12 protein-coding genes are annotated in these 12,090 nt (G+C 36.3%); 7 read left to right on the top strand and 5 right to left on the bottom strand.

Features of this window, described 5'->3' with window-relative positions:
* The first annotated feature begins 3 nt into the window (after positions 1 to 3).
* On the top strand, positions 4 to 564 hold the full coding sequence (locus ACR2MV_RS12925) for a DUF1697 domain-containing protein (RefSeq protein WP_434022336.1): 561 nt from the start codon (positions 4 to 6) through the stop codon (positions 562 to 564).
* 3 nt (positions 565 to 567) lie between these two features.
* On the opposite strand, the gene ACR2MV_RS12920 is transcribed toward ACR2MV_RS12925, so the two are convergent.
* Together ACR2MV_RS12920 and ACR2MV_RS12915 are read right to left on the bottom strand one after the other, a co-directional pair.
* Positions 568 to 1,461 carry a lysophospholipid acyltransferase family protein gene (locus ACR2MV_RS12920; RefSeq protein WP_434022335.1) on the bottom strand — a complete coding sequence of 298 codons (894 nt, stop codon included), beginning with the start codon at positions 1,459 to 1,461 and terminating at the stop codon, positions 568 to 570.
* A 74-nt stretch (positions 1,462 to 1,535) separates the two neighbouring features.
* On the bottom strand, positions 1,536 to 2,441 hold the full coding sequence (locus ACR2MV_RS12915) for a lysophospholipid acyltransferase family protein (RefSeq protein WP_434022334.1): 906 nt from the start codon (positions 2,439 to 2,441) through the stop codon (positions 1,536 to 1,538).
* A 141-nt stretch (positions 2,442 to 2,582) separates the two neighbouring features.
* Between ACR2MV_RS12915 and ACR2MV_RS12910 the strand changes: the two genes are divergently transcribed.
* Both ACR2MV_RS12910 and yidC read left to right on the top strand, forming a co-directional pair.
* A complete protein-coding gene (locus ACR2MV_RS12910; protein WP_434022333.1) occupies positions 2,583 to 3,233 on the top strand; it encodes a rhomboid family intramembrane serine protease in 651 nt (216 codons plus the stop codon).
* A gap of 260 nt (positions 3,234 to 3,493) precedes the next feature.
* Positions 3,494 to 5,413, top strand: coding sequence for a membrane protein insertase YidC (yidC, locus tag ACR2MV_RS12905; protein ID WP_434022332.1), 1,920 nt, complete (start codon positions 3,494 to 3,496; stop codon positions 5,411 to 5,413).
* 2 nt (positions 5,414 to 5,415) lie between these two features.
* Here the strand turns inward: yidC and ACR2MV_RS12900 are convergent, their stop codons facing one another.
* Positions 5,416 to 6,837 carry a M20/M25/M40 family metallo-hydrolase gene (locus ACR2MV_RS12900; RefSeq protein WP_434022331.1) on the bottom strand — a complete coding sequence of 474 codons (1,422 nt, stop codon included), beginning with the start codon at positions 6,835 to 6,837 and terminating at the stop codon, positions 5,416 to 5,418.
* A 131-nt stretch (positions 6,838 to 6,968) separates the two neighbouring features.
* Here ACR2MV_RS12900 and hisS point away from each other — a divergent pair, with 131 nt between their 5' ends.
* Positions 6,969 to 8,339, top strand: a complete 1,371-nt coding sequence (gene hisS / locus ACR2MV_RS12895; protein ID WP_434022350.1) for a histidine--tRNA ligase — start codon at positions 6,969 to 6,971, stop codon at positions 8,337 to 8,339.
* A 53-nt stretch (positions 8,340 to 8,392) separates the two neighbouring features.
* Positions 8,393 to 9,082, top strand: a complete 690-nt coding sequence (gene folE, locus ACR2MV_RS12890; protein WP_434022330.1) for a GTP cyclohydrolase I FolE — start codon at positions 8,393 to 8,395, stop codon at positions 9,080 to 9,082.
* A gap of 5 nt (positions 9,083 to 9,087) precedes the next feature.
* Here folE and ACR2MV_RS12885 read toward each other — a convergent pair whose 3' ends face one another.
* Positions 9,088 to 10,146 (bottom strand): acyl-CoA reductase, encoded by a 1,059-nt coding sequence (locus ACR2MV_RS12885; protein ID WP_434022329.1) that lies wholly within the window; start codon positions 10,144 to 10,146, stop codon positions 9,088 to 9,090.
* 62 nt (positions 10,147 to 10,208) lie between these two features.
* On the opposite strand from ACR2MV_RS12885, the gene ACR2MV_RS12880 reads away from it, so the two are divergent.
* A complete protein-coding gene (locus tag ACR2MV_RS12880; protein ID WP_434022328.1) occupies positions 10,209 to 10,562 on the top strand; it encodes a 4Fe-4S dicluster domain-containing protein in 354 nt (117 codons plus the stop codon).
* Between the two features lie 19 nt (positions 10,563 to 10,581).
* The gene (locus ACR2MV_RS12875; protein ID WP_434022327.1) at positions 10,582 to 11,109 is read left to right on the top strand and encodes a hypothetical protein; all 528 of its coding nucleotides are present in this window, start codon (positions 10,582 to 10,584) and stop codon (positions 11,107 to 11,109) included.
* Between the two features lie 48 nt (positions 11,110 to 11,157).
* Here the strand turns inward: ACR2MV_RS12875 and ACR2MV_RS12870 are convergent, their stop codons facing one another.
* The gene (locus ACR2MV_RS12870) at positions 11,158 to 12,087 is read right to left on the bottom strand and encodes a ketopantoate reductase family protein (protein WP_434022326.1); all 930 of its coding nucleotides are present in this window, start codon (positions 12,085 to 12,087) and stop codon (positions 11,158 to 11,160) included.
* Positions 12,088 to 12,090: the final 3 nt, after the last annotated feature.

Here is a 12,090-nt window from a genome sequence, read left to right as displayed (position 1 = left end):
GGTGTGAAAGCATACGTCGCTCTATTAAGATCTATCAATGTTTCAGGTCATAACATCATTAAAATGGCTGATTTGAAGCAGTTGCTGTCAGGAGCTGATCTGTTTGATGTTCACACTTATTTACAAAGTGGTAATGTTGTTTTTCAATCTAAAATTGAGAGCACACACGAATTGGAAAGTCTTATTTCTCTGCTGATAAAAGAGCGTTACGACTATGATGTCAGGGTGAAAGTTTTCAGCAAAACTGCATTTGAAAATTCATACAATAGCAATCCTTTTTTAAAAAGACCAGACCTCGATCTTAAAATGCTGTACTATATACACCTGATGGGATACCCAAAACAGCAGGATTTTGATCGAATAAAAAAGGACCCACGATTTGTGGAAGAAATGCACTTAATAGATGACACCATCTATGTGCATTATTCAAATGGATTTGGCAGGTCAAAACTCACCGGAGCCGCTTTTGAAAAGAATTTAGAAGTATCCGTCACCGCAAGGAATAACAATACGATGAAAAACCTTTGTATAAAACTCGAAGGAATTTCTACTGAATCAGCATAAAATCTATTGCTTCTTCTCATTTTCGGACCTCATGTATTTGAAGCGTTTATGGCTCCAAAAATAATACTCAGGAGCCTTTCTAATATGAGCTTCCAGCTTTTTCATAAACAGATCGGTGATTTCGTAATCAGGAATATCTCGAGGAGTTTCAGTTAATACTTCCATTTTAGTTTCATAAAATCCTCGCTTCACCTTATTGGTTTCGATATACATTACCGCATAATCATACTTTTTGGCAAGCATCTCTGTTCCTGTGATCACTGGTACCTCCTTACCAAAAAATGTGGTCCAATGATAGGCTTTGTTTATTTTGGGAGATTGGTCAACAAGCATCCCATAGACACTGCTGATGTCTTTTTTATCATTTTTATCAAGTTCTACCATTAATTGCTTGGTAGGAATCAAAGTCGTGTTAAATCGACTCCTGGAACGAACGATATAATCATTAAAATACTTGTTATTGACTTTCTTGTAAGCGGCAAATCCATTATGATCCACTCTTAAATTGAGACTAAACAACCATTCAAAGTTCCCATAATGCGAGCTCATGAGCAGAATTTTTTTGTTTCGGCCCATAAAAGCTTCCAGTTCTTCTGGGTTTGTCAAATAAAAACGTTTGAGAATTTCCTCATTTGAAATGCTAAAGGTTTTGATCATTTCCATGAAAATATCGATGAAATGTCGAAAGAATTTCTTCATGATAACTTTTAATTCTTCCTCAGACTTTTCAGGGAAAGCAATCTTTAAATTACTCATGACCACTTTTTTACGATATCCGATCACATAATAAAGAAACAAATAAATACAGTCGGAGACAAAATACAATACTCTAAACGGGAGTATAGATATCAAAAAAATGATGGGGTAAATAAATATAAAAGCGATTAATTGTATCATAATAGCCCGCAAATATATTTCTATTTATAACAGTGACAATAAAAATACCGATAAAGTATCTCTGTAGACAGGTACTAAGCAGGATTTGTAGAAAAATCAGCCGGCTTTTTATTCATGTGTTTAAACCTGCGATGCGTCCAGAAATAAAATTCAGGAGCTTTTCGTATTTGATGTTCTATGGCTGCTATATACTTATCAGTTAATTCAAATTGGGTAGCTTCTTTAGGGTTTTCCTCTAATAACTCAAAAGTGGATTCATAAACACCCCTCCGGATGCGTTCTGTTCTGAAATAAAAAACAGGCAGGTTTAATTTGCGGGCAATTGTTTCCGGACCAACTACGATTGGAACTTCAATTCCCATAAAAGGTCCCCAATACTTTATTTTATTCCAATTGGGTGTCTGATCTGCCAGAAATCCGTAGGCCTGAATGTTGCCTTTCTTTAAATTCTTCAGTATTTCAGGATAAAATTCTCTGGCCGCGATAAAGGTCACACCAAATTTATTTCTGGTTTTTTTTATGAGTCTGTCAAAATAAGGATTCGCCAATTTTTTATACACCACACTCATATGATAGCTGAGGCTTTTTTCAACAATAAAGGAAACCCATTCCCAATTGGCATAATGTCCAGATAAAAATATAACACTTTTGCCTTTTTCAAAATAAGGATCCAGTAATTCAGGGTTTGTAATCGAAAGCCTTTTAGATATTTCCTTTTCGCTAATGGTGAACGATTTTATAAGTTCCATAAATACGTCTATAAAATGACGGTAGGATTTTCTTTCAATATTTTTTAATTCTTTTTTATCCAATTCAGGAAAAGCCAGTTTTAAATTCCTTCGTACAATCTTTTTTCTATACCCGATCAGATGATACACTAAAAAATAGAAAAAATCTGAAATCACAAACAGCATGCGCATAGGCATGACGGACAATAGCCAAAGCGGCGGAGATAGAAGTATATAAGCTAAAAAATGCATGACTTCGTTTTTGATATATCAAATATCTGATTTTTTTTGTTTTTTTTAGAGAAAAATTGAACCCATGCTTTTTGATTCAGCATTAATTGATAAATTCGTAGCGTTTCTCAATTCGAAATAAACCTTAAAGAAAACTATCATATGGATATCAACCCCGCTGTATTATTAATCATCCTTGCAAATGTGGCCGTTTCATTTAAGGGTTTTAAGGATCGAGGATTCTTTGAGCAGTATAAGTTTCAGGTGGGCCCCATCGTAAAAGGAGAAAAAATAAGGCTGCTGGCCTCGGGCTTTTTACATGTTGATCAATCGCATTTGTTTTTTAACATGCTTACCTTGTATTTTTTTGCAGATCCTGTGATCAATGGTTTGGGTATTCCCAAATTTTTAGCAGTGTATTTTGGATCTTTATTAGCAGGAAATCTTTTTGCCTTGAGTTTTCATAAAAAAGAGCCTTATTATAGCGCAGTTGGTGCATCAGGGGCTGTAATGGGTGTTCTATACGCAGCCATCATGCTCAATCCAGGAATGAATTTATACATGTTTTTTATTCCCATCCCAATTCCTGCTTACATATTTGCTGTGGGATATTTATTGTATTCGATTTTTGGAATGAAAAAGCAATGGGGAAATATAGGCCACAGTGCTCATATAGGTGGAGCTATTGGAGGTTATATTTTATCAATCGTCTTTTACCCGAGTATATTGGTCAACAATAAATTAATTGTTATTCTCTTGGCCATTCCCATCGTATTGATGTTTATTTTTAAAGATAAACTTGAAAATAATTAGTTTCTACCTGCTTCTAAAAGCTGCTGAAAAAGATTGATTAATTGGGAATGACCCACTGGAAAGTGATTTAATCGTATGGGATTTAAATTGTTTTTATAAAGCAACCTGACAGGCCTTTGATTCATGATAATTTATAGCACATTATAAATTTTAATTTCTCTTATTTCACTACATTTGCCGAACATTTCAAAAAACCTGTCTAATGAAGGATCAGTTGCGACGATTAGGTGCACTGATGGGGATAGACAAAACATACTATAATGGAAGAAAAAAAATTTGATCTCAATTCTTTGATTGGATTCGTACTGTTAGGTGCGATCATGATATATTACTTTTATACAAATCAACCAACACAAGAGGACCTGGCCAAGCAAAAGATGGAACAGGTGCAGGATTCAATAAACAAATCCAATGCACTTAAAAAATCAGAGGAAGCTTCGTTCGAAAAGGCTGATCAGGAGCCGATTAATCCTTCTGATTCCGTTGCTTTTGCCCAGGCTCAGAATAGTTTAGGAGTTTTTGCTTATAGTGCAGGTTTGGCATCAGCGACAAATGAAGTAACGGTTATCGAAAATGAATTGGTAAAAATAAGTGTCAGTAACAAAGGAGGTCAGGTGACAGAAGTACTTCTGAAGAATTATCAGACATATAACAAACTTCCACTTTATATTATTAAAGATCAAAATGCGTTGCTGAATCTGTCATTTGCTACGCAGGATAACAGAAATCTTCAAACCAAGGAATTATACTTTGAACCGAGTCTTAGCAAAAATGGAGACAACCAGGTGTTATCTATGAAGCTGAAGGTTGCAGCGGATCGCTATCTTGAGTATAGATATGAGTTAAAACCAGATGATTATATGCTTGATTTTGCGATCAGGACCCAAGGGATGGACAGGGCTATTAATACAAGTCAGGACATCAACCTTGAATGGCAAATGAAAAGTTTTCGAACTGAGAAAAGTGTTAAGTACGAAAATCAATATACAGATTTGCGTTACTTGGAAAATGGTTCATTTGAGTATATGAATGCCATGAGTGATGAAGACGAAGAAGATGTAAGCAATTTAAACTGGGTAGCATTTAAGCAACAATTCTTTACTTCTGTTTTGTTGGCAGAAGATAAATTTGAATCAGCAAAGTTGATTTCAAGGAATTTGGTGGTCGATGAGGATATTGATACGGTATACACCAAAAAATATGAGGCCTATATCCCTTTACAGGCGAAAAACGGAGAGTTGAGCTATAATATGAATATGTATTATGGTCCTGTTGATTATGCAGTTTTGAGCAAGTATGAAGGGAAGCAGTTAGACCGAATCGTAAGTTTGGGTTGGGGTATTTTCAGATGGATCAACAAGTTCGTTTTTATTCCTGTATTTAGCTTCTTAAGTTCGTTTATCGGAAACTTCGGAATTGTGATTATTCTAATGACCATTGTGGTAAGAATCATCATGTCACCGGTAGTGTATAAATCATATTTATCCAGTGCGAAAATGAAGGTGTTGAGGCCTGAAATGCAAGAGATCAATGAGAAGCTAAAAGGCAAGGAAAATGCCATGAAACGTCAGCAGGAAACCATGGCCATACAACGAAAAGCAGGAGTGAACCCATTGAGTGGGTGTATTCCGGCCTTGATTCAGATGCCGGTGTTCTTTGCTTTGTTCCGATTCTTTCCTGCCAATATAGATATTCGCCAAAATGGTTTTTTATGGGCAGATGATTTATCGGCCTATGATGAAGTATTGCAGTTGCCATTTAAGATTCCATTTTATGGAGATCATGTTAGTTTGTTCCCAATTTTGGCATCTGTAGCGATATTCTTTTATATGCAGATGACACAGAGTCAACAAATGAACATGCAACAGCCTCAGCAGGAAGGGATGCCGGATATGCAGAAGATGATGAAAATGATGATGTGGTTTTCACCGATCATGATGATGTTCTTCTTTAACAGTTATGCGAGTAGTTTAAGTTTGTATTATTTTGTTTCTAACTTATTGACGATCGTCATCATGTTAGTCATCAAGCACTTTATCATTGATGAAGATAAAATTCATGCACAGATTCAGGAAAACAAAAAACGTCCTGCGAAGAAAAAGAGTGCTTTTCGCCAGCGTCTGGATGATGCCATGAAACAAGCTCAGGAGCAGCAGGAAAGACAGAAAAAAGGCAAATAAGTTTAGTTTGTTGTTCCGGTTGACGGCACGCCCATAAGTATTTGAATAAATCGGAGAAAAACTTCAGAGCCGTCATGCAGAGATTTAAGATGAAGGTGTTCATTTTTTCCATGAACACTTCTTACTTCTTCTTTGTCGAAATAGACTGGAATAGCTCCGTAAGAAGGAATGTTTCTTTGTCGAAAAGCAAATAGATCATTCGTATTAGGCATGAGCATATCCATGGTTTTGGCTTTGGGATAATACGAAGTGATAGCCTTCACCAAAGATTCGTGATAGATCGAATTTGAGGGGCTGGGAGCTACCTTGGGAGCTCTTTCCAATACTCTTATTTCAATTTCTTCATTTTTCAATCTGGACCTGATCATATGTAAAAATTCGGTTTCATTCGTTTCAGGCAATAGGCGGCAATCCAATTGAGCAATTGCCTGGGATGACAATTTATTGACAGCACCTCCATTGGTGATTAAATTGGTTAAAGTGATGGTGTTGGTAAACAAGGAAAGTAATTCCGGGAATTTCCTTAGGTGAGGAACAATGGCAGGCCGAAATAGTTTTGGATTTCTCAGGGCCGCTTTTTTTGGACCATTATGAAAGGAGCCTACATCTTTTAAGAAGGCAACATTCATATCATTATAGATCACTTTGGGTTTTTTCTTTGTGAGCCTGTGTAAGGCTTCCACCATTTCCTTATTGGCATAGTTCGTAGGCGTAATCGAACCATGTCCATTGGTTTTGGAGGTAAAGATCAGTTCTAACCATAAGGGCCGTTTGGTAATTAACGAAATTCCAAAAACAGGATGATCGAATTCACCTTCTATCAATCCTGTTAATTCAGAAGGTCCTTCACCGACTACTGCTACTGCATTTAATTCTTCAAAATGGTTGTCTAATACATATTGAATGCCACCCTGACATTGGGTTTCTTCACAAGATACTGCCAGAAATGTAATGTTGTAAGGCAGGTCATCAACTTCATTTACATCCTTGAATTTCAGCATTCCATAAAGTTGCATAATGCCGGCCCCTTTGTTGTCAATCGCACCTCTGCCATAGATAACATCATCTTCTATTTCTCCACTATAAGCTTTTCTTAAATTAGTATCACTTTCGGGAACCACATCAATATGACTAAGCAAAATAATATTCGGCTTTCCAGAACTCAAAGGCAGGATGGAGGCTGCAAAATTGTATTGCCCATTGTCCGTTCCAAAATCGGAAATATACAAACCATTGTTTTTACAAATCGATTTTAGATAGGTGCCGGCTTCTTTTTCTGATTCGGAAAGTGATGGAAATTGAATATACTTTTGAAGTACTTTTTCAATATTGATCAGTTCTCCATTTTCAGACAAGACCTGTTTTGACTGGCCAAAAAACAGTAGGGGTGTACATATTAAAAGGAGGGAGAAAATCGCTTTCATAGATACTGCAAGATAAAAATCTTCTTTTGAATGTCATAGTCCCAAAAAAAGATATTTAAAAGAAATATTTTCGGATATTTGCAGCGGTCAAAATGCTATGAGTCATTTGGGCGATGTCACATTAATTAAAGATTACAATGAAACCTACTATTCCTAAAGGAACGAGAGATTTTTCTTCCATTGATTTAGCCAAAAGAAATTTTATTTTCGATACCATTAAAAACAATTTTCAATTGTTCGGTTTTGAACCAATTGAAACGCCGTCATTTGAGAATTCAAGTACATTGATGGGTAAGTATGGAGAGGAAGGAGACCGTTTGATTTTTAAGATTTTGAATTCAGGAGATTTTTTGAGAAAAGTGAATGATGATTTGTATCAGGAGCGCGATTCAAAGAAAATGACTTCGAAAATATCTGAAAAGGCTTTGCGCTATGATTTGACGGTACCTTTTGCACGTTATGTAGTGCAACATCAGAATGATATTGTTTTCCCTTTTAAACGTTATCAGATACAACCTGTATGGAGGGCGGACAGACCACAAAAAGGACGGTTCAGAGAGTTTTTTCAATGTGATGCAGATGTGGTAGGAAGTGACAGTCTCTGGCAGGAGGTTGAATTTGTACAATTATACGATGCTGTTTTTTCTGATTTGGGTCTTCGTGATACAGTGATCAAATTGAATAATCGAAAAATTTTAGCGGGTATTGCAGATATCATTGGTGCTAAAGAAAGATTGATTGATTTTACGGTAGCGCTTGACAAACTTGATAAAATTGGTATTGATGGGGTTTTGAAAGAAATGAGAAATAAGGATATTTCAACGTCTGCCCTTGATAAACTCATGCCCTTGTTTGATTTAAAAGGGTCAAATAAAGAAAAATTAGCTTCTTTAAAAAACATGTTGGGCGAATCTGAAGAAGGAACCAAAGGAGTGGATGAATTGGCTTTTGTTATGGAGCAGATCGAAAACCTCGGTTTAAGAACCTCCCGTTTGAAATTAGATCTGACCTTGGCCCGAGGCTTAAATTACTACACAGGCGCCATTTTTGAAATTGAAGCTAATGGAGTGGAAATGGGTTCTATAGGCGGCGGTGGACGCTATGATGACCTAACAAGTATTTTTGGTTTGAAAAATATGAGTGGTGTTGGAATTTCTTTTGGACTGGATAGAATATTTTTAGTAATGGAGGAACTGGATTTGTTTAAAAATGCTCCAAATCCAAGGCCACAGGCACTTTTCATAAATTTTGGAGAAAATGAAGCAAGCCATGTCATGAAATCCGTTAAAATACTCAGAGATAAGGGATTGAGGGTTGAAATGTTTCCGAGTGCATCCAAGTTAAAGAAGCAGATGAACTATGCCAATAGCAAACAAATTCCTTTTGTAGTTCTGGTAGGTGATCAGGAGATTGCCAATGAAATATTTAAATTGAAAAATATGACAACTGGTGAACAGTTCACTTGTAATCAGGAAGAATTAATTCGACTAATCGGATCTTAAAAGAGTATTATTCACAGCAAAATTGTATTTTTGCAGACTAAACGCAATTGAAAATGTTTGAAGGACAAAACGGTAAGTTAAACGAAATAATTGACGAAATGGGTGATGACCATGTTTCAAGTTCGGCTAAAAATCCTGTTAGAAAGGATGCCTTTGAGTTAAGTGAAGGGGAGAAAATAAAATTAATTGAGAAAGACTTCACCAATATTCTTCATACCCTGGGTATGGACCTTACTGATGACAGCCTTAGCGGCACTCCGTTAAGGGTTGCGAAAATGTTTGTGAAAGAAATTTTTGGAGGTTTGAATCCAGAAAGAAAGCCTAAGTTATCGACTTTTGACAATAACTATAAATACGGCGAGATGTTAGTCGAGAAAAACATCACTTTGTATTCAACCTGTGAACATCATTTACTTCCGATTGTTGGTAGAGCTCATGTAGCTTATATTTCAAAAGGAAAGGTCATTGGGCTTTCTAAAATGAACAGAATCGTTGAGTATTATGCCAAGCGACCTCAAGTTCAGGAAAGACTGAATATGCAGATTGTGCAGGCATTGCAGGAAGCATTGGGAACTGATGATGTTGCCTGTATCATTGATGCCAAGCATTTATGTGTTAATTCAAGAGGGGTAAGCGATATTGCCAGTAGTACAGTTACTTCAGAATTTGGTGGTAAATTCAAAGATGAATCAGTAAAAAGAGAATTACTGGATTATATCAAACTGGAAACTAAATTCGAGTAATTTTTTTAAAGATTCTGTAAGAAAGCCAAGGTATCTACATCATCCGCATAATCCCACAATTGTGGATTTTGTGTTTGTCCAAAATTAATCATCGTATTGTCATCAGAGGAACCAACCAAACATTGGATGGATTCTTTATCATGATCTAATTTTTCTGCCAAGGCGGAGTCCGATTTATAATATTCAAAGAAAATAGTAGCTATGGGAGAAGCATAGTTTTCATCTTCTTTTAACATTAAGAAACCATTTTCCAGTAGTTTGTATTGACTCATCAGATAGACGGCCTTGTTATAGTCATAATTATTCACATACTTGTCGTAATTAAGTACGTCTTTATAGTCATAAATAGCGGTAAAGAACTTGTCAAAATCATAGTTCTCAGGAACAAATAGTTTTGAAACGGAACGGCACCCAAGACCAAAATAACGAAAGATATCCTCACCAAGGTTTTTTAAATCTTCTTGAGATTCATTCCCGGAAAGAATGGCAGCAGAATTTCTATTCCTTCTTATGATATGCGGGTATTTACCAAAGTAATAATCAAAATAGCGGGCTGTGTTATTGCTTCCTGTAGCTATCACGGCATCAAAATCGCCAAGCTTGTCTTCTGTAAACGTAATTTTACCTTTAAATGCAGGCTCCACATATTCAAGGTATTTTGCTATCAGTGGTAAAAAATAAGAATCGGAACTCGATTGTTTGACCACAATATCATGACCTGATATCAAGACTACTAAAAAATCATGAAAACCGACCAGCGGTATATTACCAGCCATAATTACCCCAATTTTTTTTACAGAATTACCGCTTAAATTGTAAGTGTCAGTCCAGCTACTTAAGTCATTACCATTAAGCAGTTTAGACCATTTTGAAAAAGCATCTAATACATTGTTTAAGGTAAACCATCCATTAAATTCAGCAGCCCTTTTTACCTGTAAATTAAATGGATCAAAAAAAGTTTCATTTAATTCAATGGCATCATTTCTTACAATTCCTTCTGGCTGAAATTGTGATAAGAAAGTTCCCAATTTTACAAATGCCTCTATTCTTTTTTCAAGCTTCATTCTATATAGGATAATAAATGTGTAAACATTATATTTGTGGCGCAAATTTAGTTAAAAAAACAATGGCAATAATCATAACAGACGAATGTATCAATTGTGGCGCTTGTGAACCTGAATGTCCTAACACGGCTATTTATGAAGCAGCTGAAGAATGGAAATATTCAGATGGAACGGACATTAGCGGGGATGTGGTTTTACCGAATGGTAAAGAGGTAAATGCTGATGACGAGCAGGAACCTGTGAGCGATGAAGTTTATTATATCATTCCTGATAAATGCACTGAGTGTAAAGGATTTCATGATGAACCTCAATGTGCGGCCGTATGTCCGGTAGACTGCTGTGTTCCCGACGATGAGCATGTAGAGGATGAGGCAGTACTTTTAGCTAAAAAGAAATTTTTGCATCAGGAAGATTAATTCGATAAAAGAGGTAGTTATGAAAAGAATTTTGATTCTTTTTTTTCTTATTAGTTTTCAAGGGTATTCTCAATTTCAAAAAATGGATTCTGTAGGAAACTTTTATGTAATTGATTATAAACTGGTGTGGCAAAAATGGTATGATATAGACGATAAAGCGGAATTTGACCGTATGTTGAAAAGCAACGACTTTACCTCAGATCTTGATATTTTAAAGTTTACTACCTCGACAAAAACCAAGGCATACAGACTCGTAGGGAATAACCTGCCCGAATATGCCCAACACGATTATGAAGCCTTTCTTTCGGTAGATTATATCAAAGGACGCTACCGAGTGAGTGTAAAACAAATAGTATTTCCGGATTTTGTTGAAAAGATCTATTATAACGGTATGAGAATGAATGATCCTCGTGGTACCTTGGAGCAATACAACATGAGAAAAGACGGACAAATCAAGCGAACCACCGGCACCATGAATGTGCTATACACTTTTGATTCAGCCTTTTCCCAGATTTTCGACCCAATGGCAGGGGAGTCTTTTGAATAATTATTTAATACTTGTCGTTTTTTTGGGGTGGCCTTCAGAACTTCCTAATCACATACGAAGATTTCGCGCCGCGTTTTCCATGGGTTTTAAACTGTAATAGATAAAATCATTTACGGGAGTATCAATTTTCAACAAATCTCCTTGCTGAACGATGTATCCATTGAAATTATCCAGCTCACTAGGCTTTTCCTGCATCATATCCCGCTGCAGTGACATGGTAGTTTGATAATCAATTTTATCAATGATGGCAAAACAGTTTTCGATATCCTGCTCATGTATATTTATGCCCAATCTCTGGCCGACAAGTACAATTTCACGGGCAGTTTTTATTAAAACAGATCGGATATATGAATCTTCACGCATCACTCCTAAAACACTTCTGGTCAAGGCACCCATGGCGCTTATGGAGGCTATAAATAAAAATTTTAGCCATATATCTCTTTGTATGTCATCCGAAATTTTATTTTTAAAACCCGCCTTTGTAAAAATGCTGTGAATTAGCTCAACTCTTGCACTCTTTGAATTGTCTATCTCACCAAACAAAACTTCTGGCTCATAGCCAAAATGATCAATGATTCCGGGACTGTCAATTTTAGCAACAATTCTGCACAGACCTGCGAGTACGTGATGACTTCCTACTATTTTGGTCAGTCTGTTTGCATTGTCAGCACCATTTTGCAAGGGCAGGACCACAGTATTTTCGTTCATTAATGGCTTGATTTTTTTAGCAATATCATCTATTTGCCACGATTTTACACTTAAAATGATTAAATCTGCCGTCTTGATAATGTCATAATTATCACTTGCTGCCGGATGCACATGAAAGTCCCCTGAAATACTCTTGACCCGTAAACCATTTGACTTAATTGCTTCAAGAGTTTTTCCTCGTACAAGAAAGGAAGTATCAAAACCAGCTGCGGCCAATTTGCCTCCGAAATATCCACCAACACCACCGGCACCAATAATAACGATTTGCATATT

Origin of the sequence: Lutimonas sp. (assembly GCF_051011215.1) — a bacterium.
Lineage (GTDB): Bacteria > Bacteroidota > Bacteroidia > Flavobacteriales > Flavobacteriaceae > Lutimonas.
This window is presented reverse-complemented; position numbering and strand designations above follow the sequence as displayed.